The following is a 25442-nucleotide window of genomic DNA, read 5'->3' as shown; positions in this document are numbered from 1 at the left end:
TTAATATCGCGTTGTTTTGGAAGATTATCTACGTTTGTCCTAGACAAAAAGATTTACAGTGAAAGACCATACAGATGAGTCAGGAATGACAGGCGAGACGGCCGGCACCGACCTGCCCATCGCCGCGGTGGAGCGCGACACGGGTCTTTCCAAGGACACGCTGCGCGTCTGGGAACGCCGTTACGGCTTCCCGCAGCCCGTGCGCGACGCCTTCGACGAGCGCCTCTACCCGTCCGAGCAGGTCGAGCGCCTGCGCCTGATCGCACGCCTGCTGGGGGCCGGCCAGCGCCCCGGGCGCGTGGTGCCCCTGTCGATGGCCGAGTTGCAGCAACTGCTGCTGGACTCGGCCCCGGCGGCGACGAATGCCCCCCTCACCCCCGAGTTGCAGGCCCTCCTGGCACTGGTGCGCCGCCACGAGGTGATGGCCTTGCGCCGCACGCTGAACCAGGCCGTGCTGCGCCTGGGCCTGGGCCGCTTCCTGACCGAACTGCTGGCGCCGCTGAACGTGCAGGTGGGCGAAGCCTGGGTGCGCGGCGAGATCCAGGTGTTCGAGGAACATATGTATACGGAGAGCGTGACCGCCGTGCTGCGCAGCGCCCTGGGCAGCATGGCCTCCATGCCGCGGCCGGGCCGCCCACGGGTGCTGCTGGCGACCTTTCCGCAGGAGTCCCACATGCTGGGCCTGCTGATGGCCGAGATCGCGCTGGTGCTGGAGGGCTGCGAATGCGTCTCGCTGGGCACCCAGACCCCGGTGGCCGAGATCGTGCGCGCGGCGCAGGCCAACCGCGCACAGATCGTGGGCCTGAGCTTCAGCCCCGCCTTCAATGCGCAGTTGCTGCAGCGCGGCCTGCAGGATCTGCGCAGCCGGCTACCCGCCGGGACCGAGATCTGGGCCGGTGGCACTCACCCGGTGTTGCAACGCCGCGCCCCCGAGGGTGTGACCCCGGTGCCCAGGCTGGAGGAGATCGGGGCTCTGTTGTCCCGGTGGAGCGACAGCCAGCCGCAGCCAGCCGCCTGAGGCTGCGCTGAACAGGTCCTGGCGATGGGCTGCGCCCTGCATCGGGATGGGATGCAAGGCGCAAACCACAGCCATAGCCCCAGCTATGGCGAGGATTTGCAACGCCGCAGACCGCCCGCTGCTGGGATGCAGCACGCGGCGGGGACTTGTTCAGCGTAGCCCTAAGGAACTCAGGCCGCGCTGTCGCGCTTTTTCAGGTCGGCCAGCATGAGGCTGGACTCGCCCAGGCGGCCTGCCAGGATGCGGGCGATGTTGCGGTAGATGGCCGAGGCACTCTCGGGGTTGGCATCGATGAGCTCGCGGTAGAAGCGCATGGCGACCAGCGAACCGGTGGCGCGCACCGTGGCCGAACGCACGTCGTTGCCGACCAGGGCCATCTCGCCGAAGCACTCGCCCGGGCCCAGGCGCGTCAGCTCGACCGGTTTGCCGTCGCGCATTTTTTCGACCACCACATCGCCGGCGATCAGCACATAGAAGGAGTTGCCCATGTCGCCTTCGCGGAACACCGCTTCGCCGGCCTGGACCGTGAAATGTTCGCCCGTGGCCAGCGTGTCCAGCAGGCAGGGCTGGCTCATGCCGGAGAAGATCGGGACCTTCTGCGCAATCTTCTGGATGATGGCCGGGTCGAGCTTGAGCGCCGATGCCGCGCGCTGGGGCAACACCTCGGCACGCACCCGCTCGGCGATGTTCTGGACGATGGCAGGATTGATACCCATGTTCTTGTGTCCCCTGTGGTGTAACGCCTGCTGGCGGTACATGGCACATCTTACACAGCAGCGAAGGCGGCGGCGTGGCAGTTTTGCGCACGATGGCCCCTTATTCAACGCCCCGCGCTGCCGAGCCGGCAGCGCGTGCGCCGGGGCGCCGCCCTGCCGTCCTGAACCCGGGCGACCCGTATACTTGGTGCCTGACAGGTCGGCCTCCTTGACAGCTTACCGCCGTGGCGGGGCCGGCATAATGAGCACACTCATCTTCTCCAAAATCCCGATCGCATGGCTGTCCTCACCATCGTCTTTGCCGACCTGACCGGAAGTACCGGGCTTTTCGAGGCATTGGGCAATGCCAGGGCGGCTGAAGTGGTGACCCGCACCACGCACTGGATCGGCAAGACCTTCCAGGCGCGCGGCGGCCGTGTCATCAAGTACCTGGGCGACGGCGTGCTGGCCTCGTTTGTCGACAACCAGGCCGCTGTGCTGTCCATGGTCGAGATGCAGCGCATGCAGCGCGAGCGCAGCAGCAGCCTGCCTGGCATGAGCAAGATGCAGGTCAAGGTGGGCCTGGCCCGTGGCGAGGTGGTGGAACAGGACGGCGACTGCTTCGGTGACGCCGTCAACATGGCCTCGCGCCTGAGCGACCTGTCGGGCGCCGAACAGATCTTCGCTTCCGAGAGCGTCATCGAGGCGCTGTACCACGACGGCGAGATCAATTACCGCAACCTCGGGCCCATGGACATCCGGGGCAAGAGCGAACCGGCCATCGTCTACCGCATCGACTGGCAGCGCGAGACCACCTCCGAGATCATGACCATGCAGGCCGGCCTGGAGACGGTCGGCGCGCCCAGCAGCCGCCTGCCCAGCACCATCGAGCTGACCTGGCGCGAGCACAACATCCTGTTCGAGGCCATGGACATGCCGGTCTTCCTGGGCCGCGGCAACGACGCCCAGTTTGCCGTGCTCGACCCGCGCGTCTCGCGCCTGCACGCCCGCCTGGACCGCCGCGGTGAACTCTTCGTGCTCTCGGACATCAGCAGCTACGGCACCTGGGTGCGCTTCGCCGGCTCCTCTGCCGTGATCTCCCTGCGACGCCAGGAATGCGTGCTGCTGGACAAGGGCGAGATGGCGCTGGGGGCCTCCTTCGACGACCCGACCGCCCCCATCGTCAGCTTCTGGTTCACCAACAAGAACAACTGAACTGCGTGGGCAAGTCCTCGCCATGACCCGCCGGGCCCTCCCCAAGCTGATCGACGATCTGCGCGCCTACCAGGCCGAACTGGAAGCGCAGAACAGCGCGCTCGAATTCAGCCGCATCGCCGCCGAAGGCGCCTCCGAACGTTTCGAATCGCTGTTCTCCAACGTGCCGCTGGGGCTGATGGTGGTCGACGAGTTCGGCATGGTGGAACAGAGCAACGCCATGGCGCTCAAGCTGTTCCGGCCCAAGGAATCCGACCCCCCGCTGAACTTCCTGCTGCCCCTGGTCACCCCCGACCACATCGAGCGCGTGCAGCAGTCGCTGGACGAGGCCAAGATCCATGGCCACAGCGACACCAACGAGGTGGTGTTCTCCAGCGGTCTGGAAGCCCGCTTCACCGGCGACCTGCACATCGCGCGCATCCAGTATTCGCAGGACCGCGACCTGACCCATTTCATCTGCGCCGTGATCGACCAGGGCCCGCTGCTGACCGAGCGGCGCGCGCTGCAGGAACGCCGGCGCGCGCTGCAGGAAAGCGCGTTGGCCCTGCAGCAGCGCAACGAGGAACTGCGCCTGAGCGAAAACCGCCTGGCCGCCATCATCAACTCCTCGCTCGACGCCATCATCTGCGTCGACGGCGAGCAGCGCATCACCGTCTTCAACCCGGCCGCCGCCGCACTCTTCCAGTGCCCGCCCGAGCAGGCGCTCAAGACCTCGCTGGGCCGCTTCCTGCCCGAGGCCATCGAGGCGATCGCCGCCACGCGCCTCTCGACCCAGGCCACGCTGGGCGAAGTCATCGGCCGCACCGTCGAAGGTCGCCCCCTGATGCTCGAAGTCAGCGTCTCGCGCGAACGCCAGCCCGAAGGCGACGGCGACATCACCACCGTCTTCGCGCGCGACCTGACGACACGCCGCGAGATGGAAGTGCAGCGCAACATCCTCGAAGCGCAGCTGCGCGAGGCGCACAAGATGCAGGCCATCGGCACCATGGCCGGCGGCATCGCGCACGACTTCAACAACATCCTGGGCGCCATCCTGGGCAACGTCACCCTCGCCCGCCAGGACGCCGGCGCCGATTCGCCGGTGCAGGTCTGCCTGACCGAAGTCGAGAAGGCCGGCCGCCGCGGGCGTGACCTGGTGCGCCAGATCCTGACCTTCAGCCGCAACGAGCCGCCCAAGCGCCACCCCATCCAGCTGGTCGAGGTGGTGCAGGAATCGGTGCGCCTCATGAAGGTCACCCTGCCGCCCACGGTGGACTTGCAGGTGCGCCTGCGCGAGACGCCGGCCGTGCTGGCCGACGCGACCCAGGTCGAACAGGCCCTGATCAACCTGTGCACCAACGCCATCCACGCCATCGGCAGCGCGCGCGGCACGGTCTGCATCGAACTCACCAGCACCCACCCCGACATGCTGGAGTGCCAGCGCCTGGGACTGGCCGAAGGGCCCTACGTGACCCTGGCCGTGCGCGACAGCGGCAGCGGCATGGAGGCCGAGACCCTGCAGCGCATCTTCGAACCCTTCTTCACCACCAAGCCCGTGGGCCAGGGCACGGGCCTGGGCCTGGCCGTGGTGCACGGCGTGATGCGCACCCACCTGGGCACGGTGGACGTGAGCAGCTCACCCGGCAGCGGCAGCGAGTTCACGCTCTATTTCCCCGCCGCCGAAGCCGACATCGTCCCGACGCCGGCCGAGCCCACGCGCCTGCAGACCGCCATGGGCTTCGGCCGCCACGTGATGTATGTCGATGACGACCAGGCCCTGTCCTTCCTGGTCGAGCGCGTGCTGGTGCGGCGAGGTTTCAAGGTCAGCGCCTACACCGACCCGCAGGCCGCACTGGCCGCCTTGCGCGCGCAACCCGACGATTACGACCTGCTGGTGACCGACTACAACATGCCGGGTTACAGCGGCGTCGAGCTGCTCAAGGACGCGCACCGCATCCGGCCCCAGCTCCCCATGGCGCTGGCCTCGGGTTACATCACGCCCGAGATCGAGGCCAGCGCGCTGGAAGCCGGTGCCCGCGCCCTGATCCACAAGCCCAACGACGTCTCGGAGCTGTGCGACACCGTGCAGCGATTGATCCAGGGTGAAGGCCAACATTGACACACAGGGCATCGTCTGTCTGCACGCAGACGATGCCCTTCTGGTGCTGGACAAGCCGGCCGGCCTGCTCTCGGTGCCCGGACGCGGCGCCGACAAGCAGGACTGCGCCAGCACCCGCGCCCAGGCGCTGTGGCCCGACGCGCTGATCGTGCACCGGCTGGACATGGCCACCTCGGGCCTGCTGCTGATGGCGCGCGGCACCGGGATGCAGCGCACGCTGAGCATGGCTTTCGAATCACGCTCGGTCCGCAAACGCTACGTGGCGCTGGTCGCCGGCCACCTGCCGCCGCCGGCCGCTGAGGGGGGCGAGATCGACCTGCCCCTCATGAGCGACTGGCCGAACCGGCCCCGCCAGAGGGTGGACGCCCGCGGCAAACCCAGCCGGACGCGCTGGCGCGTGCTGGCGCATGAGCACGATGCCCAGGGCCGGCCGCAGACCCGGCTGGAACTCGAACCGGTGACGGGCCGCACGCACCAGCTGCGCGTGCATCTGCAGGCCATCGGCCACCCCATCCTGGGCGACGCACTCTATGCAGATGCCGACACCCAGGCGCGTTGCCCGCGCCTGCAACTGCACGCCAGCGAGCTGGCGCTCACGCACCCTGCCACGGGCGAAGCCCTGCACTGGCACAGCCCGCCCCCCTTCTGATGTCCACGGAGAACCTCATGGCCGACACCCATCTCTACATCCTCACCGGCGCCTCGCGCGGCATGGGTCTGGCCATGGCACAGCAGCTGCTGGCGCCCGGCCACACCCTGCTGTGCATCTCGCGCAAGGAAAACGCGGCGCTGGCCGCGCAGGCGGCACAGGCCGGCTGCAAGCTGGAGCAGTGGCCGCTGGACCTCGCGCACAGCCGCGAAGCCGCGGCCATGCTGCGGCAATGGCTGGGCCGCCCCGGTGTGCGCCATGCCGGTGCCACGCTGATCAACAACGCCGGCATGATCCCGCGCATTGCCCCGCTGTCGGACATGGACCCCGACGATCTGGCCCAGGCCCTGCGCGTGGGTCTGGAAGCGCCCATGGCGCTTTGCGCCGCCTTCCTCGCCGCCACCGAAGGCTGGGGCGTGCCGCGCCGCATCCTCAACATCTCCTCGGGCCTGGGCCGCAGGCCCATGGCCTCGCAGGCCGTCTACTGCGCGGCCAAGGCCGGCATGGACCACTACACCCGCTGCCTGGCGCTGGAAGAGGCGCACAAGCCCAAGGGTGCCCAGGTCTGCTCGCTGGCGCCCGGCGTGATCGACACCGACATGCAGGTGCAGCTGCGCGGCGCCGATGCCGCGGCCTTTCCGGACCGCGCACGCTTCGAGCAACTCAAGAATGGCGGCCAGCTCGACAGCCCCGAGGCTGCGGCACGCAAGGTGCTGGCGTATCTGAACCGGCCTGACTTCGGCAGCGAGCCGGTGGCCGACGTACGAGCCTAGTGCAGCGTCAGCACCGGGATGGTGGTGTGCGCCAGCACGCGCTGGGTCTGGCTGCCCACGAAGAGGCGCTCCATCAGCCCCATGCCGTGCGTGCCCATGACGATGAGATCGGCGCCGCACTGCTGCGCCGCATCCAGGATGGCGCGGTAGACGATCTTCTGCTCGCGCATGAGCAGCCGCTCGCAGGGCACGCCGGCCGCGCGCGCCACCGCCTCGGCCTGCTCCAGCCAGTGATGGGCCGCCTGCAGGCCGGGCACCTCCTGGGGTTCGTCATGGGGCCGGTAGCCGCTGGCCATGATGCCGGCCGGAAAGTGTTCGAGTGCGGTCATCACCGTGACCCGGGCCCCCAGGCGCTGGGCCAGCTCGACGCCGCGCGCCACCGCGCGCATGGCCGGATCGGAACCGTCGGTGGGCAACAGGATATGCTGGAACATGGAAACCTCCTGATCGAAGCAAGTACCGCCTCACTTTAGACCGGCTATTGCGCGCCGGCTTGATCCGTATCAAGATTCAGGTCCACCCGGCCGGCCGCTTTGACCGCACACTGGAACCCCGCAACGCGACGACCATGACACCCCCGAAGCAACGCAGCCTGGCCGCCAAACTCACGCTGGCCGCCACCCCCTTCCTGCTGCTGGCCCTGCTGGCCACGGCGGCCACGCTGTGGGTGTCCTGGCAGCTCGACGGCGGCGCCGCCGCCGTCAACGAGGCCGGCCGCATGCGCATGCAGGCCTACCGCATGTCCCTGAGCCTGAGCACCGGCCAGACCGCCGAGCTGCCACAGCTGGTGCAGGAGTTCGAGGGCAGCCTGGCCGTGCTGCGTCACGGCGACCCCGAACGCCCGCTCTTCGTGCCCTGGGACGAGAGCGTGCAGCAGTATTTCGGCGTGATCGAGCAGGACTGGGAGGGCTTTCGCCCCTTGCTCGGCACGCCGGCCGGGGCCGGACGGCCGCAGCTGCTGCGCGACGTGACCATCGATTTCGTCACCCATATCGACGCCTTCGTGCGCAGCATCGAGATCCACATCTCACGCTGGACCGCCATCCTGCACCTGCTGCAGACCACGCTGATGGCCCTGGTCATCCTGGGCGCGGTGGTGATGCTCTACGTCGGCCAGCTGCTGGTGCTGGAGCCCGTGGGCCTGCTCAAGCGGGCGATCGAGAAGATCCAGGGCGGCGACTTCGACGCGCGCGTCGAGCGCGTCAGCAGCGACGAGTTCGGCACCCTGGCCGATGGCTTCAACGACATGGCCGCGCACCTGCAGTCCATGTACCGCAACCTCGAAGCCAAGGTGGCCGAGAAAACCGCCGAGCTGGAAGAAAAGCGCGAGCGCCTGGCGAGCCTCTACGAAATCACCGCACTGGTGGCGCGCAGCACATCGCTGGACGAGCTGGCCCAGGGTTTCGTGCGCAGCATCCAGCGCATTGCGCATGCCGACGGCGTGGCCTTGCGCTGGTCCGACCAGGCCAACCAGCGCTACCTCATGCTGGCCGCCCAGGGCCTGCCGGCCGACATGGTGGAGGCCGAGCACTGCATCCACAAGGGCGACTGCGATTGCGGCGCCAGTACGGCCACCAGCGCCGGCCTGCGGGTCATCCCCATCCACGCGCTGGGCGACACCCGCGAGCGCCTGTGCGGGCAGGCCGGCTTCGAGTCGCTGGTCAACATCCCGGTGCGCCTGCACGAGCGCCTCATGGGCGAGGTGGACCTGTTCTTCCACGCCCGCACCGAACCCTCGGCCGCCGAGCGCTCGCTGCTCGAAGCCCTGGCCAGCCACCTGGCCGGCGCCATGGAGAACCTGCGCCTGAACGCGCTGGACATGGAAGCCGCGGTGTCCCAGGAACGCCACCTGCTGGCGCGCGAACTGCACGACTCCATCGCCCAGTCGCTGGCCTTCCTCAAGATCCAGGTGAAGCTCATGCGCGACGCCCTGGCCGCGGGCGACCACCAGGACATGGCCAAGGTGCTGGAAGAAATCGACGCCGGTGTGCGCGAGAGCTACGGCGACGTGCGCGAGCTGCTGATGCACTTCCGCACCCGCACCAACACCGAAGACATCGAGACCGCGATCACCACCACCCTGCACAAGTTCGAGCTGCAAAGCGGCCTGAAGGCCCACCTGCAGATGCAGGGCCAGGGCCTGCCGCTGGCGCCCGACCTGCAGATCCAGGTGCTGCACATCGTGCAGGAAGCGCTGTCCAATGTGCGCAAGCATGCGCGCGCCTCGCAGGTCTGGCTGGACGTGCAGCAGCAGCCCGAATGGCGCTTCGAGGTGCGCGACGACGGCAGCGGCTTCGACACCCGCGACGGCAGCATCGACGACAGCCACGTGGGCCTGCGCATCATGCGCGAACGCGCCGAGCGCATCGGCGCACGCGTCGAACTCATCTCCACCCCGGGCGCCGGCACCTCCATGGTGCTGACCCTGCCGGCCCAGCTGGTCGCCGCCCGCGCACCGGCCCCCACCCTCCCGCTACCCGGTCCCCTTGAACATGTTGCCTGAGCGCATCCGCATCCTGGTGGTCGACGACCACACCCTGTTCCGCCGCGGCCTGATCGCCCTGCTCTCGCGCGAGCCCCACTTCGAGGTGGTGGGCGACGCCGCCGACGCCGGCGAGGCCCAGCGCCGCGCGCAGGAACTGCAGCCCGACCTGATCCTGCTGGACAACCACCTGCCCGGCGTGCGCGGCGTCGATGCCCTGCCCGCCCTGCGCGAAGCCGCGTCCAAGGCCCGCGTGCTCATGCTCACCGTGAGCGAGGACGAGCAGGACCTGGGCACGGCCCTCAGGGCTGGCGCCTCAGGTTACCTGCTCAAGACCATCGAAGGCGACGCGCTGGCCACGGCCATCGGCCGTGTCATGCGCGGCGAAAGCGTGGTGGCGCCCGAGATGACCAGCAAGCTGGTGGCCGCCTTCCAGAATGGCGGGGCAGCATCGCAAGCGGCCACGCCCGCCCCCAGCCCGGCCCAGACCCTGCTGGGGCAACTCTCGCCGCGCGAGCGCGACATCCTGCGCGGCATCGCGCGCGGCGCCAGCAACAAGGAGATCGGCACCGAACTCGGCATCGCCGAGACCACGGTCAAGATCCACGTGCAGCACGTGCTGCGCAAGCTGGCGGTGAGCACGCGGGTGCAGGCGGCGGTGCTGGCGACGAGTGCGGGTGTGAGCTGAATATGAGTTCCGCTGAAATCGAATCTCTGCTTACCAGAACAAACTCACTTGTGGAGTTTGATTTTCCGGCGGCTGACGCTGTTCTGCGCAACGCAATGGCGCTTTCCCGCAATCTCTTCGGTACGGACAGCCCGCACGTTGCAGAGCTTGAGTACGTTCTGTTTAGGCCAAACGACATCATCTACAACACAGGGCACTACATGAATCGTGTGCACTGGAACGAAGGTATTGAAAGACTTCGTCGGGTACTCAATGCTATGAGCTACGAATTAAAAATTGCCAAAGTCGAGCTTCTACCTCCTAAAAAAATTACGTTGAAGTGGTTGTTTCAACATGTCTCCGTAGGCGGCTGGGTTACTGCGGGAAGTCTGGTAGCCGGCACTTTCAGCCTAGGTTTTTTTGCCGCAAAGAACGATTTATTAGCCCGTGCTATTGCGTTGTTCAGCAATTAACTTATGCAGTAACGCCTGCACAGCCCTCTAAACGTGAACATACTGAGCCCCAGCACACCGCTCAGAAATTCCTTAGGGACAGCATCTAACTGTCCCTCTCCCAGGGAATACCCATCATCTGACACCTCTGAATCCGGCACGCCCGACATTTGATCCACCTCAAGCCTGGCGCGATTAAACCGCCCGACTAGTTCTTTCGGAGGATGCCCATCCCCCCTCCCGCTACCTATGAAGGATGGCGGGCAAAGCTGCTGATTTCTACAGTCCACACATCCCCAAAGGAGATGTACATGGACAGAAACAGACAAGCCCTCTCGGTGCTGATTGTCAGCACGCTGGCCTTCACCGTGTGTTTCATGGTGTGGATGATGTTCGGCGTGATCGGCATCCCGATCAAGAAGACGCTGGGCCTCAACGCCACTGAATTCGGCCTGCTCACGGCCACTCCGGTGCTCACCGGCTCGCTGATCCGCGTGCCGCTGGGCATCTGGACCGACAAGTACGGCGGGCGCATCGTCATGGCCATCCTGATGGCCGCCACCGTGCCGGCCATCTGGCTGATGGCCTATGCCACCGCCTACTGGCACTTCCTGGTGATCGGCCTCTTCGTGGGCCTGGCCGGCGGTTCCTTCTCGGTAGGCACGCCTTATGTGGCGCGCTGGTACCCCAAGAACCGCCAGGGTTTTGCCATGGGCGTGTACGGCGCCGGCAACTCGGGCGCGGCGGTCAACAAGTTCATCGCCCCGGCGCTGGTGGTCGCCTTCGGCTGGGCCATGGTGCCGCAGGTCTATGCGGCCATCATGCTGGGCACGGTGGTGGTCTTCTGGCTGTTCAGCCACAGCGACCCGGCCCACCTGGTGCCCAGCCATGTCAAGTTCAGCGACCAGCTCAAGGCCCTGAAGGACCCCAAGGTCATCAAGTACTGCCAGTACTACAGCATCGTGTTCGGCGGCTACGTGGCGCTCTCGCTGTGGATGGTGCAGTACTACGTGGGTGAATACGGCCTGGACATCCGCGCCGCCGCGCTCCTGGCGGCCTGCTTCTCGCTGCCCGGCGGCGTGCTGCGTGCGGTGGGCGGCTGGCTGAGCGACAAGTACGGCGCCCACAGCGTGACCTGGTGGGTCATGTGGGTGAGCTGGATCTGCCTGTTCCTGCTGAGCTACCCGCAGTTCGACTTCACCGTGACCACCATCGAAGGCCCCAAGACCTTCCACTTCGGCCTCAACGTCTACGCCTTCACCGGCCTGATGTTCATCCTGGGCATCGCCTGGGCCTTCGGCAAGGCCAGCGTGTTCAAGTACATCAGCGACGACTACCCGACCAACATCGGCGCCATCAGCGGCATCGTCGGCCTGGCCGGCGGCCTGGGTGGCTTCGTGCTGCCCATCCTGTTCGGCGTGCTGCTCGACCTGACCGGCATCCGCTCCAGCGCCTTCATGCTGATGTACGGCGTGGTCTGGGTTTCGCTGATCTGGATGTACTGGACCGAAGTGCGCCGCGCCCAGGTCATGGGCTCGCAGGCCACCGCTTTCAGCCTCAAGGGCTGACCCCTTCTCCCCTTCCTAAGGAACCATCATGAACAACACCACCAGGGAATCGGGTGCCACCATCACCGACTGGCGCCCCGAGGACGAAAAGTTCTGGGAAAGCACGGGCAAGAAGATCGCCTACCGCAACCTCTGGATCTCGGTGCCGGCCCTGCTGTGCGGCTTCGCCATCTGGGGCATGTGGGGCATCATCACCGTGCAGATGCTCAACCTGGGTTTCCCCTTCACCCAGGCCGAGCTTTTCACGCTGACCGCCATCGCGGGCCTGGCCGGCGCCACCATGCGCATCCCGGCCAGCTTCCTGATCCGCCTGGCCGGCGGGCGCAACACCATCTTCCTGACCACCGCCATGCTGCTGGCCCCGGCCATCGGCACCGGCATCGCGCTGCAGCATAAAGACTGGCCGCTGTGGGCCTTCCAGCTCATGGCCCTGTGGTCGGGCGTGGGCGGCGGCAATTTCGCCAGTTCCATGTCCAACATCGGCACCTTTTTCCCCAAGCGCCTGCAGGGCACGGCGCTGGGCCTGAACGCCGGCCTGGGCAACTTCGGCGTGACCACCATGCAGGTCGTGATTCCGCTGGTGATGACGGTCAGCCTCTTCGGCGCCATCGGCGGTGAGTCGATGACGCTGGTGAAAGACAGCGGCTGGATTCTCGGCAAGATCGCCGCCGGCACGCCCACCTTCATCCAGAACGCCGGTTTCGCCTGGCTGCTCTCGCTGGTGCCGCTGTCCATCCTGTGCTGGTTCGGCATGAACAACCTGAAGACCGTCACGCCGGGCGTGGACAACAGCATCGGCAGCACGATCAGCGCCTTCATCAAGATCGTCTGGCTCTACACCCTGTCCTTCCTGCCGGCCGGCCTGGGCCTCTACCTCTACCTGCCCGCGCCCACCGGCCTGGGCCTGCTGAACATGTGGCTGGCCATGCCGCTGATCATCATCAGCACCCTGCTGGTGATGAAGCTCACGGCCTTCGGCACCATGAAGGAAAACATCGACAAGCAGTTCGCCATCTTCAAGGACAAGCACACCTGGTCCATGACGGCGCTGTACATCGTGACCTTCGGCTCCTTCATCGGCTTCTCCATGGCGCTGCCCCTGTCCATCACCGTGATCTTCGGCAGCACGCACATGTTTGATGTGGCCACCAACGCCTGGGTCCATGCCAAGAACCCCAACGCCCCCAGCGCGCTGACCTATGCCTGGATCGGCCCCTTCGTCGGCGCCGCGGTGCGCCCCATCGGCGGCTGGATCTCGGACAAGGTGGGCGGCTCCATCGTCACGCAGATCATCTCGGCCGTGATGGTGGTGGCCTCGGGCGCCGTGGGCTACATCATGTTGCAGGCCTACCAATCGGCCACGCCCGAGCAGTACTTCCTGACCTTCATGGTGCTGTTCGTGGTGCTGTTCACCGCCACCGGCATCGGCAACGGCTCGACCTTCCGCACCATCGCCGTGATCTTCGACCGCCAGCAGGCCGGCCCGGTGCTGGGCTGGACTTCGGCCATCGCCGCCTACGGCGCCTTCGTGGCCCCGGTGGTGATCGGCGCCCAGATCAAGGCCGGCACGCCGCAGTTCGCCATGTACGGCTTCGCGGTCTTCTACGCCCTGTGCCTGGTACTGAACTGGTGGTTCTACCTGCGCAAGAACGCCTACGTCAAGAACCCCTGATCACACCGCAAGCGCGTCACAACGACTATCTAGGAGGCTGATATGAGCCATTTTCTCGACCGACTGAGCTACTTCTCGCAACCGAAAGAGCCCTTCTCCAAGGACCACGGTGTCACCACGGGTGAAGACCGCACCTGGGAAGACGCCTACCGCGACCGCTGGGCCCACGACAAGATCGTGCGTTCCACCCACGGCGTGAACTGCACGGGCTCCTGCTCGTGGAAGATCTACGTCAAGGGCGGCATCGTCACCTGGGAAACCCAGCAGACCGACTACCCCCGCACCCGCTGGGACATGCCCAACCACGAACCGCGCGGCTGCGCGCGTGGCGCCAGCTACAGCTGGTACCTCTACAGCGCCAACCGCGTGAAGTACCCCATGGTGCGCGGGCGCCTGCTCAAGCTCTGGCGCGAAGCCCGGCTGGTCCATGCGCCGGTGGAGGCCTGGGCCTCCATCGCCGACAGCAACGCCAAACGCAAGGAATACCAGAGCGTGCGCGGCCTGGGCGGTTTCGTGCGCTCCAGCTGGGATGAAGTCAACGAGATGATCGCCGCGGCGAACATCTACACCGTCAAGAAACACGGCCCGGACCGCGTGATCGGCTTCTCGCCCATCCCGGCCATGTCCATGGTGTCCTACGCCGCCGGCTCGCGTTATCTCTCGCTGCTGGGCGGCGTGTGCATGAGCTTCTACGACTGGTACTGCGACCTCCCCCCCGCCAGCCCGCAGGTCTGGGGCGAGCAGACCGACGTGCCCGAGTCGGCCGACTGGTACAACTCCACCTACATCATCGCCTGGGGCTCCAACGTGCCACAGACGCGCACCCCCGACGCCCACTTCTTCACCGAGGTGCGCTACAAGGGCGCCAAGACCGTGGCGGTCACACCCGACTACGCCGAGATCTCCAAGCTGGCCGACATCTGGATGCACCCCAAGCAGGGGACGGACGCGGCGATGGCCATGGCCATGGGCCACGTCATCATGAAGGAGTTCTACTTCGACAAGCCCAGCGCCTACTTCGACGACTACGCGCGCCGTTACACCGACCTGCCCATGCTGGTCATGCTCAAGGAGCAGACCAGCCCGAGCGGCGAAAAGATCCTGGTGCCCGACCGCTACGTGCGCGCCAGCGACTTCAACGGCAAGCTCGGCCAGGCCAACAACCCCGAGTGGAAGACCGTGGCCATCAACGAAGACGGCAAGGTGGTCTGTCCCAAGGGCGCCATCGGCTTCCGCTGGGGCCCGGACGGCCGCGCCGACGCCGGCCAGTGGAACCTGGAGGCCAAGGAAGCGCGCCACGGCAATGACGTGAAGCTCAAGCTCTCTGCGATGGAGGGCGGCGCCAAGACCGAAACCGCGAAGATCGGTTTCCCCTACTTCGGCGGCATCGAAAGCGAGCACTTCCCCAACAACACCACGGGCGCCGCAGCCAACAACGTGCTGGTGCGCACCGTGCCGGTGACCCGCATCTCGCTGGGCAAGGAAGGCGACAAGCGCGAGGCCCTGGTGGCCACCGTGTTCGACCTGCAGGCGGCCAACTACGGCATCGCCCGCGGCCTGCCGGGCGAACTCGCCGCGAAGAGCTTCGACGACGACACCCCCTACACCCCGGCCTGGCAGGAAAAGATCACCGGCGTGCCGCGCCAGCAGCTCATCACCGTGGCGCACCAGTTCGCCGACAACGCCGACAAGACCAAGGGCAAGTCCATGGTCATCATCGGCGCGGCCATGAACCACTGGTACCACAGCGACATGAACTACCGCGGCATCATCAACATGCTGATGATGTGCGGCTGTATCGGCCAATCGGGCGGCGGCTGGGCGCACTACGTGGGCCAGGAGAAGCTGCGCCCGCAGACCGGCTGGACCGCACTGGCCTTCGCGCTGGACTGGATCCGCCCACCCCGCCAGATGAACAGCACCAGCTTCTTCTACGCCCACACCGACCAGTGGCGCTACGAGAAGCTGACCATGGGCGAGGTGCTCTCGCCGCTGGCCGACAAGAAGGTCTTCGGCGGCAGCATGATCGACTACAACGTGCGCGCCGAGCGCATGGGCTGGCTGCCCAGCGCCCCGCAGTTGCAGACCAACCCGATGCAGATCGTGAAGGACGCGACCGCCGCCGGCATGGACCCCAAGGACTACACGGTCAAGGGCCTGAAGGACGGCACGCTCAAGATGAGCTGCGAGGACCCGGACCACCCGGCCAACTGGCCGCGCAATATGTTCGTCTGGCGTTCCAACCTGCTGGGCTCCAGCGGCAAGGGCCATGAGTACTTCCTCAAGCACCTGCTGGGCACCAGCCACGGCGTGCAGGGCAAGGACCTCGGCCGTGACGAGGCCAAGCCCGAGGAAGTGGTGTGGCATGACCAGGCCCCGGAGGGCAAGCTGGACCTGCTGGTCACGCTGGACTTCCGCATGAGCACGACCTGCCTGTACTCCGACATCGTGCTGCCCACGGCCACCTGGTACGAGAAGAACGACCTCAACACCAGCGACATGCACCCCTTCATCCACCCGCTGTCCACCGCGGTGGACCCGGCCTGGCAATCGAAAAGCGACTGGGACATCTACAAGGGTTTCGCCAAGAAGTTCAGCGAACTCTGCGTGGGCCACCTGGGTGTGGAGCGCGAGATGGTGCTCAGCCCGCTGATGCACGACAGCCCGGCCGAGCTGGCCCAGCCCTTCGACGTCAAGGAATGGAAAAAGGGCGAGTGCGAGCTCATCCCCGGCAAGACCGCGCCCAACATGGCCGTGGTCGAGCGCGACTACCCCAACCTCTACAAGCGCTTCACGGCCCTGGGGCCGCTGATGAACAAGGTGGGCAATGGCGGCAAGGGCATCGCCTGGAACACCCAGACCGAAGTCAAGCAGCTCGGCGAACTCAACGGCGTGGTCCGTGCCGAAGGCGCCACCTGCGGCATGCCGAAGATCGAGACCGACATCGACGCCTGCGAGGTCGTGCTGCAACTGGCCCCGGAAACCAACGGCCACGTCGCCGTCAAGGCCTGGGAAGCGCTGTCCAAGCAGACCGGGCGCGAGCACAAACACCTGGCCCTGTACCGCGAGGACGAGAAGATCCGCTTCCGCGACATCCAGGCCCAGCCGCGCAAGATCATCTCCAGCCCGACCTGGAGCGGCATCGAGAGCGAGACCGTGTCCTACAACGCCGGCTACACCAATGTGCACGAGCTGATACCGTGGCGCACCCTCACCGGCCGCCAGCAGTTCTACCTGGACCACCCGTGGATGACCGCCTTCGGGGAAAACCTGTCCAGCTACAAGCCGCCCGTGGACCTGAAGACCACGGCCGGCATCCACGGCATCAAGCCCAACGGGAACACCGAGATCCTGCTGAACTTCATCACGCCGCACCAGAAGTGGGGGATCCACTCCACCTACAGCGACAACCTGATGATGCTCACGCTCAATCGCGGTGGCCCGGTGATCTGGCTCAGCGAGGACGACGCCAAGAGCGCCGGCATCGTCGACAACGACTGGGTCGAGCTGTTCAACATCAACGGCGCCATCGCGGCGCGCGCGGTGGTGAGCCAGCGGGTGAACAACGGCATGGTCATGATGTACCACGCGCAGGAGAAGATCATCAACACCCCGGGCTCGGAGATCACCGGCGCACGCGGCGGCATCCACAACTCGGTGACGCGCATCGTGTTGAAGCCCACGCACATGATCGGCGGCTACGCGCAGTTCAGCTACGGCTTCAACTACTACGGGACCATCGGCACCAACCGCGACGAGTTCGTCGTGGTGCGCAAGATGAACAAGGTGGACTGGCTGGACACCCCGGCTGCCGCCTCCACCCCTGCCGGCGCACACGCTTAAGGAGACGACCATGAAAATCCGCGCTCAAATCGGCATGGTGCTCAACCTGGACAAGTGCATCGGCTGCCACACCTGTTCGGTCACCTGCAAGAACGTCTGGACCAGCCGCAAAGGCATGGAATACGCCTGGTTCAACAACGTCGAGACCAAACCCGGCATCGGCTACCCCAAGGAATGGGAGAACCAGGACAAGTGGAACGGCGGCTGGGTCCGTAAATCGAACGGCAGCATCGAGCCGCGCCAGGGGGCGAAGTGGAAGCTGCTGATGAAGATCTTCGCCAACCCCAACCTGCCGCAGATCGACGACTACTACGAGCCCTTCACCTTCGACTACGACCATCTGCAGTCGGCGCCCGAGATGAAGGCCGCGCCCACGGCACGTCCGCGCAGCCTGATCACCGGCCAGCGCATGGAGAAGATCGAGTGGGGCCCGAACTGGGAAGAAATCCTGGGTGGTGAATTCAGCAAGCGTTCGAAGGACAAGAACTTCGACGACGTGCAGAAGGACATCTACGGCCAGTTCGAGAACACCTTCATGATGTACCTGCCGCGCCTGTGCGAGCACTGCCTGAACCCGGCCTGCGTCGCATCGTGCCCCTCGGGCTCGATCTACAAGCGCGAGGAAGACGGCATCGTGCTGATCGACCAGGACAAGTGCCGCGGCTGGCGCATGTGCGTGAGCGGCTGCCCCTACAAGAAGATCTACTACAACTGGGAATCGGGCAAGGCCGAGAAGTGCATCTTCTGCTACCCGCGCATCGAGGCCGGGCAACCCACCGTCTGCTCCGAGACCTGTGTGGGCCGCATCCGCTACCTGGGCGTGCTGCTCTACGATGCCGACCGCATCCAGGAAGCGGCCAGCGTGGAACACGACCGCGACCTCTACGAAGCCCAGCTCAACATCTTCCTGGACCCCAACGATCCGAAGGTGATCGAGCAGGCCCGTGCCGACGGCATCCCCGATGCCTGGATGGACGCCGCGCGCAGGAGCCCGGTCTACAAGATGGCGGTGGAGTGGAAGGTGGCCCTGCCCCTGCACCCCGAGTACCGCACGCTGCCCATGGTCTGGTACGTGCCGCCGCTCTCGCCCATCACGGCGGCAGCGAACGCCGGCGACATCGGCATCAACGGCGAGATCCCGGACGTCAAGCAGCTGCGCATCCCGGTCAAGTACCTGGCCAACCTGCTGACCGCCGGCGACACCATGCCGGTGGAACGCGCCCTGGAACGCATGCTCGCCATGCGCGCCTACCAGCGCGAGAAGCACGTCGAAGGCCGCATCAACACCACGGCCTTGCAGCAGGTGCAGATGACGCAGGCCGAGGTGGAAGACATGTACCACGTGATGGCGATTGCCAACTACGAGGACCGCTTCGTCATCCCGAGCTCGCACCGCGAGTACGCCGAGAACACCTTCGACATGCGCGGCGGCTGCGGCTTCTCGTTTGGCAACGGCTGCTCCGACGGCGCCAGCGAAGCCAGCCTCTTCGGCAGCGGCAAACGCCGCACCATCCCCATCAAGGCAGGAGTCTGATCATGACCCACAACGCTACTTTGACCCTGCGCGTGCTGGCCCGTCTGCTGGGCTACCCCGACGCCGAACTGCGCGGCCATCTGGGCGACCTCAGCGCCGCGCTGCACAGTGAACAGGCCCTGGGCGCCACCCGCCTGGGCGAGCTCGACGCGCTGCTCAAGTCCATGCGCACGCGCGACCCGATCGACATGGAAGCCGACTACGTGCAGCTGTTCGACCGCGGCCGCGCCACCTCGCTGCACCTGTTCGAGCACGTGCATGGCGACAGCCGCGACCGCGGCCCGGCCATGATCGACCTGGCCCAGACCTACGAGAAGGCCGGGCTGTATCTCGCCGAAGGCGAGCTGCCCGACTACCTGCCGGTGGTGCTGGAGTTCGTCTCCACCCAGCCGGCCAAGGAGGCGCGCGCCTTCCTGGGTGAGATCGCCCACATCCTCAACGCCATCTTCAGCGCCCTGGTGAAACGCGAGAGCCCCTATGCCAGCGTGCTGGGCGCCCTGCTGGAGGTCGCCGGTGAGCGGGCCCAGGCCGTGAAGGTGGTGGAAGACGAGCCGCTGGACCAGGCCTGGGAGGAACCCATGGCTTTTGACGGCTGCTCCACCCAGGGCCAGGCCAAACCCGGCCAGCCCCAGCCCATCCGCATCGTCAGGAATGTTGCGCAGCCCACTGCGCCAGGAGCATGAGCATGAACTACCTCAACCAGTTCGTCTTCGGGATCTATCCCTACATCTGCCTCACGGTCTTCCTGCTGGGCAGCCTGGTGCGCTTCGACCGCGACCAGTACACCTGGAAAAGCGATTCCTCGCAGCTGCTCAAGGCCGGCCAGCTGCGCTGGGGCAGCAACCTGTTCCACGTCGGCATCCTCTTCCTCTTCTTCGGCCACACGGTGGGCATGCTGACGCCGCACTTCCTCTACGAGCCCTTCATGACGGCCGGCGCCAAGCAGCTGCTGGCCATGGTCTCGGGCGGCCTGTTCGGGGTGCTGGGGTTCATCGGCGTCACGCTGCTGCTGCACCGCCGCCTGTTCGAACCGCGCATCCGTGCCACCAGCAAGCCCGGTGACATCGTGTTGCTGCTCCTGCTGTGGCTGCAGTTCGCGCTGGGCCTGGCCACCATCCCGCTGTCGGCCCAGCACCTGGACGGCGGCATGATGATGCAACTGGCCGAGTGGGCGCAACGCATCGTGACCTTCCGCAGTGGCGCCCCCGAGCTGCTGCTGCAGGCCAGCTGGGTCTTCAAGGCGCACATGTTCCTGGGCATGAGCATCTTCCTGATCTTCCCCTTCACGCGTCTGGTACACGTCTGGAGCGGTTTTGCCTCGGTGACCTACCTGATGCGGCCCTACCAGGTCGTGCGCAGCCGCCGGCTCAATGTTCCCGCCGGCCACAACCTGCCGCGCCAGCCGGGAGCCCGTGTATGAAAACCCCCTGCTCCTCCAGCTGCGGCTGCGCCAGTGCCGAGGCCGATACGGCCATTGCAACCCCCGTCGCCATCGCGCGGGTCAACGGCGTCGCCCTGCACCTTGCCGATGAAAAGCTCAGTGACGACGAGCTGCGCCAGCGTGCCTGCACCGAGTTGCTGCGCCAGGCCGCGCAGCGCGCCGGCCTGCTGGCCGCGGACGACAGCGCGGCCGACGGTGTGCCCAGCGAGGCGGCGGTCGATGCCATCGAGCAACTGCTCGAACAAAGCCTGCAGATCCCCGAGCCCTCGGAAGAAGCCTGCCGCCGCCACCACGCCGCCCACGCTGCGCGTTACCGCATCGGCGAGCGCGCGCACGTGCGCCACATCCTGTTCGCGGTGACGCCGGGCGTGGATGTGGTCGCCTTGCGCAAGCGCGCCGAAGGCGCCCTGCTCGATGTGCGCAGCCACGACGGCACGGGCGACCCCTTCGTCGAGGCGGCGCGCAAGCTCTCCAACTGCCCCAGCGGTGCCGAAGGCGGCGAGCTGGGCTGGCTCACGGCGCAGGACTGCGCGCCCGAGTTCGCGCGCGAGATCTTCGGCCAGAGCGAGGTGGGCGTGTTGCCGCGCCTGGTGCACAGCCGTTTCGGCCTGCACGTGGTGGACGTACGCCAGCGCGAGGCCGGCGTTGACCAGCCCTTCGAATCCGTGCATGGCGCCGTGGCCATGACACTGCGCCAGCAGACCTACGTGACCGCGCTGCGCCAGTACCTGGCCCTGCTGGCCGGACAGGCCGAGCTCGAAGGCGTGGAACTGGACGCGGCCGACACGCCCTTGGTCCAGTAAACGGAAAGCGCGCCGATGCCCGACGAACTGCTGGAGCGACTGCGCCGCTTTCACGACCAGACTTTCCCCGGCATCCAGGACCAGTTCCAGGATCTGGTGGAGCGCGGCCAGCACCCCACCATCCTCTTCATCGGCTGCTCCGACTCGCGCCTGGTGCCCTACCTGCTCACGGGCACCGGGCCGGGTGACCTGTTCATCGTGCGCAATGTGGCCGCCTTCGTGCCGCCGCACGACGGCATGACGACGGTGCCCTCGGGGGACATGTCCCCCGAAGGGGCCTATCTGGGCGCCGCGCGGCGTTTCACCGGCTACCACGGCACGGCCGCGGCCATCGAGTTCGCCGTGCTCAACCTCAAGGTCTCGCGCATCGTCGTCTGCGGCCACAGCCACTGCGGCGGCATCCGCGCGCTCTACGAAGGGGCTCCGAAGGATGCCATCAACCTGGCCGCCTGGCTGGAGCTGGGCCGCGAAGCCGTGCTGCCCGTGCAGATGTCGCCCGAAGCGCTGCGCCGCACCGAACAGCGCGCCGTGATCCTGCAACTGGAGCGCCTGATGGGCTACCCCATGGTGCGCGAGCGCGTGGAAGCCGGCCAGCTGGCCCTGCACGGCTGGCACTACGTGATCGAAGACGGCGAAGTGCATGTGTTCGACGTGAAAAGCGGGGAATTCGTGCCGGCCTCCAGCGCCACGCACAGCGGCACCGGCCCCTACGCCGATGCCGATACCGACACCATGGCCAGCCCCCTGTTCAATGAAATCGACGGCAGTTACGCCAGGCCCCGATCAAGCTGAGTATTTCCGAGAACCACCATGACCATCGCCAACCTGAAAATCGGCACCCGGCTGGGCCTGGGCTTCGGCCTGCTCATCGTGATGCTGCTCGCCGTCATCCTGCTCGCCCTGCTGCGCTTCAGCCAGATCGGCGAGGTCAACAGCCGCATCATCGAGAAGGACTGGGTCAAGGCCGAGGCCGCCAACGTGATCAACGCCACCACCCGGGCCAATGCGCGCCGCACCATGGAGCTGATCATCGTGAACGATGTATCGCAGCTGGCCCGGATCAAGGAGCGCATCGCCGAGAACAAGAGGACCATCGACGTGGCGCTGGAAACGCTGGACCGGCTCATCTACCTGCCCGAGGGACGGGCCCTGCTGGCCCGCCTGAAGGAAACGCGCGGCCAGTACGTCGCCTCCTTCGGCAAGGTGGCCAGGCTCATGGAAGAAGGCAACCGGGAGGAAGCCACGCGCCTGATGAACACCGAGACCCTGCCCCTGCTCGACGCCCTGCAGGCACCGATCGACCAGCTGACCGAGCTGCAGAAGAAGATCGTCGTGGCCAGCAGCGGCGAAGTTCAGCGCAGCATCGTGTCAGCCCAGGCCTTCATGGCGGTGCTGGGTCTGCTGGGCCTGCTGCTGGGCGCGCTGTCAGCCTGGTGGATCACGCGCTCCATCACGCGCCCCCTCAGTCAGGCCGTGCAGGTGGCCCGTACCGTGGCCAGCGGCGACCTCGGCAGCCACATCCGGGTGGAGAGCCGCGACGAGACCGGCCAGCTGCTGCTGGCCCTGCAGGAGATGAACGACAGCCTGGCGCGCATCGTGCAACAGGTGCGCCAGGGCTCGGAGAGCATGTCCACGGCCACCCGCGAGATCGCCGCCGGCAACCTCGACCTGTCCTCGCGTACCGAAGAGCAGGCCAGCGCACTGGAGCAGACCGCCGCCTCCATGGAGCAGCTCTCCGCCACCATCAAGAACAACTACGAAAGCGGCCGCCACGCCAACGAGCTGGCCGAATCGGCCGCGCAGGTGGCGGTCAAGGGCGGCGACGTGGTGGGCAAGGTGGTGCACACCATGGAGGCCATCAACACGTCCTCGCGCAAGATCGCCGACATCATTGGCATCATTGATGGCATCGCTTTCCAGACCAACATCCTGGCGCTCAACGCCGCCGTGGAAGCGGCGCGCGCCGGTGAGCAGGGCCGCGGCTTCGCCGTGGTGGCCAGCGAGGTGCGCAGCCTGGCCGGGCGCAGCGCCACCGCCGCCAAGGAGATCAAGCAGCTGATCGACGAGTCGGTGGGCAACGTCAGCGAAGGCAGCAAGCTGGTGGAGCAGGCCGGCAGCACCATGGACGAGATCGTGGTGCACGTGCGCCGCGTGGCCGACCTGATGGGCGAGATCCGAACCGCCAGCCGCGAGCAGACCACCGGCGTCGATCAGATCAACCAGGCCATCGGCCAGATGGACCAGGTCACGCAGCAGAACGCTGCGCTGGTGGAAGAGGCCGCTGCCGCCGCGCAATCCCTGGAACACCAGGCCATGGGATTGGTACAGGTGGTCAGCGTGTTCCGGCTGGGCAGCCACACGGCCCCGGGCCCCGCCCGGCTGTCGGCACCGGCACCCTTGGCCCTGAGCGCCTGAGGAGCAGACACCATGGCTTACTTTGAATGGGCCCAGGACATGGTCATCGACGGCGGTCCGATCGATGAAGACCACAAGCACCTGGTACAACTGGTCAACACCCTGCACGATGCCACCACCGAGGGCCGAGGTCGCGAGGTGGTGGGCAACATCCTGCAGGAGTTGACCCGGTACACCGCCGACCATCTGCGCAAGGAAGAGCACACCATGGAGCAGGCCGGCTTTCCCAACCTGGAGCGCCACAAGATCGGCCACCAGGCCTTCGTCAACCAGCTGGAAAAGTTGCAGCGCCGCTACCAGGAAGGCAGCATCGCGGTGGCCGCGCAGCTCTCCACCGTGCTGCGCGACTGGCTTTCGATCCACATCCGCCGCAACGATCGCGAACTGCTGGAATTCATGCGCCGCAAGCCAGGCGCGCCGACCTCCCCCCGCGGCTGAAACCGGCGCCCCGGGCGGGGCTGGACCACGCGCGCGTGCTGATGCCACAATGGGCAGACCGCTGTTCCATGGCATTGACGACTGCCATCGGCCCCCATGCCGCTGCAGTGCAAGGAGACAACTCGAATGCGCATCGCTGACTGGAGAATCCGGACCCGCCTGACGCTGGCCCTGGGCCTGCCCCTGTTGCTGCTGGCAGGCCTCACCCTGCTGGCCCTGCAGCAGTTGCAGCAGGTCGGCATTGCCAGCGAACGCATGGGTGCCAGCGACCGCGCCCAGACCGAGGCCGCCTTGCAGGTCACCGCCAGCACCGAGCAGCTCTCGCGCCTGACCCAGCAGCAGATCACCGCCCCCATCGCCGCGCCCACGGGCCAGATCCGCGAACAACAGACGGCCGCCAACCGCCAGATCGACCAGGCCCTGGCCACGCTGGAGCGCCTGGGCTCGCGCAGCGACGCCCAGGTGCTGACCGATCTCAAGCGCCACCGCGTCGCCCATACGGAATCGGCCGAGCGTGTGGTCAAGCTGGTCGACGAAAACCTGCGGCCCGAAGCCTCGCTGCTGTTCATCGGCGAGACCCTGCCCGCGCTCAACGCCCTGCAGCAGTCCATCCAGACCCTGACCGCCCTGCAGCGCAAGAGCGTGGAGCGCGGCAGCATCGCCGCCGCGCGCACCCTGCTGCTCTACTGCGGCGTGGCCGCCGTGCTGCTGGCCGCACTCTGGGGCCTGTGGCTGCTGCTGCCACTCGCGCGCGGCCTGCGCGAGAACCTGCGCGCGGCGCAACAGCTGGCCGCCGGTGAACTCGACACGCCCATCGCCGTGCGCACGCACGACGAAAGCGGCCAGGTGCAGGCCGCCCTGGTCCGCATCCAGCAGGGTGTGCAGCAGCTGATCACGCAGGTGCACCAGGACGCCGAGGCATTGGCCAGCAGCACGCGCGCGCTGGCCGCCCCCGAACAGGCCGAAGACCGGCGCAGCCCGCAGGCGGCACGCGTGGAGCAGGCCCAAACCAGCATGCAGGCCCTGGCCGGCACCCTGAAGCACAGCCATGACAGCGGGCGCCAGGCCCAGGCCCTGGCGGCCGAAGCCGCCAAGGTGGCCGAGCGCGGTGGCGCCGTGGTGGGCAAGGTGGTGGACACCATGCAGGACATCCGCAAATCGTCCGCCCGCATCGCCGACATCATCGGCGTGATCGACGGCATCGCCTTCCAGACCAACATCCTGGCGCTCAATGCCGCAGTCGAAGCGGCGCGTGCCGGCGAGCAGGGCCGGGGTTTTGCCGTGGTGGCCACCGAGGTGCGCTCGCTGGCCGGGCGCAGCGCCGCCGCGGCCAAGGAGATCAAGCAGCTCATCGAGGCCTCGGTCGGCAGCGTGGCCGAAGGCGGCAAGCTGGTCGAGCAGGCCGGCCGCACCATGCAGGAGGTGGTGGGCCAGGTGCGCCAGGTGGCCGAGACCATGGCGCAGATCACACGCGACGGCCAGGCGCAGGACCAGGGCTTCAGCCAGTTGCAGGACGCCATCTCGCAGCTGGAGCAGATGGTCAGCAACAACGCCGCCGTGCTGGACCGCTCGGCCGCCTCGGCCCAGGCCCTGGAGCAGCAGGCCCGCCAGCTGGCCGGCAACGTGGGCGGCTACCGCCTGGGCAGCGCGCCGCTGCGCCTGCGCTGATTTCTTGACAC

Annotated in this window: 21 protein-coding genes; 19 read left to right on the top strand and 2 right to left on the bottom strand. The window is 66.8% G+C overall.

What is annotated here, in order from left to right; genetic code table 11:
* The first annotated feature begins 85 nt into the window (after window positions 1-85).
* Entirely contained in the window at window positions 86-1018 is a 933-nt protein-coding gene (locus AO057_RS08160) for a MerR family transcriptional regulator (protein WP_057675156.1), read from the top strand.
* A gap of 170 nt (window positions 1019-1188) precedes the next feature.
* Here AO057_RS08160 and AO057_RS08155 read toward each other — a convergent pair whose 3' ends face one another.
* Entirely contained in the window at window positions 1189-1734 is a 546-nt protein-coding gene (locus AO057_RS08155; protein WP_057675155.1) for a cyclic nucleotide-binding domain-containing protein, read from the bottom strand.
* A 276-nt stretch (window positions 1735-2010) separates the two neighbouring features.
* Here AO057_RS08155 and AO057_RS08150 point away from each other — a divergent pair, with 276 nt between their 5' ends.
* From AO057_RS08150 to AO057_RS08135, 4 genes are read left to right on the top strand one after another with little or no spacing between them, the layout of a single operon-like run.
* Window positions 2011-2928 (top strand): adenylate/guanylate cyclase domain-containing protein, encoded by a 918-nt coding sequence (locus AO057_RS08150; RefSeq protein WP_057675154.1) that lies wholly within the window; start codon window positions 2011-2013, stop codon window positions 2926-2928.
* Between the two features lie 22 nt (window positions 2929-2950).
* Window positions 2951-5026 (top strand): PAS domain-containing hybrid sensor histidine kinase/response regulator, encoded by a 2076-nt coding sequence (locus AO057_RS08145; RefSeq protein WP_057675153.1) that lies wholly within the window; start codon window positions 2951-2953, stop codon window positions 5024-5026.
* On the top strand, window positions 5010-5675 hold the full coding sequence (locus AO057_RS08140) for an RluA family pseudouridine synthase (protein WP_057675152.1): 666 nt from the start codon (window positions 5010-5012) through the stop codon (window positions 5673-5675). Before AO057_RS08145 ends, AO057_RS08140 begins: the two co-directional genes overlap by 17 nt.
* A 17-nt stretch (window positions 5676-5692) precedes the next feature.
* Complete coding sequence (locus AO057_RS08135) at window positions 5693-6448, top strand: SDR family NAD(P)-dependent oxidoreductase (RefSeq protein ID WP_057677223.1); 756 nt, start codon at window positions 5693-5695, stop codon at window positions 6446-6448.
* On the opposite strand, the gene AO057_RS08130 is transcribed toward AO057_RS08135, so the two are convergent.
* A complete protein-coding gene (locus AO057_RS08130; protein WP_057675151.1) occupies window positions 6445-6882 on the bottom strand; it encodes a universal stress protein in 438 nt (145 codons plus the stop codon). The genes AO057_RS08135 and AO057_RS08130 overlap by 4 nt on opposite strands.
* A gap of 134 nt (window positions 6883-7016) precedes the next feature.
* On the opposite strand from AO057_RS08130, the gene AO057_RS08125 reads away from it, so the two are divergent.
* The 14 genes from AO057_RS08125 to AO057_RS08065 all read left to right on the top strand — a co-directional run bounded on the left by AO057_RS08125 (window position 7017) and on the right by AO057_RS08065 (window position 25431).
* The gene (locus tag AO057_RS08125; RefSeq protein ID WP_057677222.1) at window positions 7017-8951 is read left to right on the top strand and encodes a type IV pili methyl-accepting chemotaxis transducer N-terminal domain-containing protein; all 1935 of its coding nucleotides are present in this window, start codon (window positions 7017-7019) and stop codon (window positions 8949-8951) included.
* Complete coding sequence (locus AO057_RS08120) at window positions 8941-9618, top strand: response regulator (RefSeq protein WP_057675150.1); 678 nt, start codon at window positions 8941-8943, stop codon at window positions 9616-9618. The genes AO057_RS08125 and AO057_RS08120 overlap by 11 nt, the downstream gene beginning before the upstream one ends.
* A gap of 2 nt (window positions 9619-9620) precedes the next feature.
* A complete protein-coding gene (locus tag AO057_RS17765) occupies window positions 9621-10070 on the top strand; it encodes a hypothetical protein (protein ID WP_156404510.1) in 450 nt (149 codons plus the stop codon).
* A gap of 290 nt (window positions 10071-10360) precedes the next feature.
* Window positions 10361-11617, top strand: a complete 1257-nt coding sequence (locus AO057_RS08115) for an MFS transporter (RefSeq protein WP_057675149.1) — start codon at window positions 10361-10363, stop codon at window positions 11615-11617.
* Between the two features lie 28 nt (window positions 11618-11645).
* Window positions 11646-13289, top strand: a complete 1644-nt coding sequence (locus AO057_RS08110) for an MFS transporter (RefSeq protein WP_057675148.1) — start codon at window positions 11646-11648, stop codon at window positions 13287-13289.
* A gap of 42 nt (window positions 13290-13331) precedes the next feature.
* Entirely contained in the window at window positions 13332-17132 is a 3801-nt protein-coding gene (locus tag AO057_RS08105) for a nitrate reductase subunit alpha (protein ID WP_057675147.1), read from the top strand.
* Between the two features lie 10 nt (window positions 17133-17142).
* Window positions 17143-18666 (top strand): nitrate reductase subunit beta, encoded by a 1524-nt coding sequence (gene narH, locus AO057_RS08100; protein ID WP_057675146.1) that lies wholly within the window; start codon window positions 17143-17145, stop codon window positions 18664-18666.
* A 2-nt stretch (window positions 18667-18668) separates the two neighbouring features.
* The gene (gene narJ, locus AO057_RS08095) at window positions 18669-19349 is read left to right on the top strand and encodes a nitrate reductase molybdenum cofactor assembly chaperone (protein WP_057675145.1); all 681 of its coding nucleotides are present in this window, start codon (window positions 18669-18671) and stop codon (window positions 19347-19349) included.
* A 2-nt stretch (window positions 19350-19351) separates the two neighbouring features.
* Window positions 19352-20086, top strand: a complete 735-nt coding sequence (narI, locus tag AO057_RS08090) for a respiratory nitrate reductase subunit gamma (RefSeq protein ID WP_057675144.1) — start codon at window positions 19352-19354, stop codon at window positions 20084-20086.
* Window positions 20083-20910, top strand: coding sequence for a peptidylprolyl isomerase (locus AO057_RS08085; RefSeq protein WP_057675143.1), 828 nt, complete (start codon window positions 20083-20085; stop codon window positions 20908-20910). The genes narI and AO057_RS08085 overlap by 4 nt, the downstream gene beginning before the upstream one ends.
* 15 nt (window positions 20911-20925) lie before the next feature.
* Entirely contained in the window at window positions 20926-21702 is a 777-nt protein-coding gene (locus AO057_RS08080; protein WP_057675142.1) for a carbonic anhydrase, read from the top strand.
* An 18-nt stretch (window positions 21703-21720) separates the two neighbouring features.
* On the top strand, window positions 21721-23325 hold the full coding sequence (locus AO057_RS08075; RefSeq protein ID WP_057675141.1) for a methyl-accepting chemotaxis protein: 1605 nt from the start codon (window positions 21721-21723) through the stop codon (window positions 23323-23325).
* Between the two features lie 12 nt (window positions 23326-23337).
* Window positions 23338-23763, top strand: coding sequence for a bacteriohemerythrin (locus tag AO057_RS08070; protein ID WP_057675140.1), 426 nt, complete (start codon window positions 23338-23340; stop codon window positions 23761-23763).
* A 126-nt stretch (window positions 23764-23889) separates the two neighbouring features.
* Window positions 23890-25431, top strand: a complete 1542-nt coding sequence (locus AO057_RS08065) for a methyl-accepting chemotaxis protein (protein ID WP_057675139.1) — start codon at window positions 23890-23892, stop codon at window positions 25429-25431.
* Window positions 25432-25442: the final 11 nt, after the last annotated feature.

It is taken from the genome of Curvibacter sp. PAE-UM (assembly GCF_001432305.1).
In the GTDB taxonomy this organism is placed as follows: domain Bacteria; phylum Pseudomonadota; class Gammaproteobacteria; order Burkholderiales; family Burkholderiaceae_C; genus Hylemonella.
The sequence above is the reverse complement of the archived record's forward strand: the minus strand, read 5'-3'. Positions and strand labels throughout refer to the sequence as shown.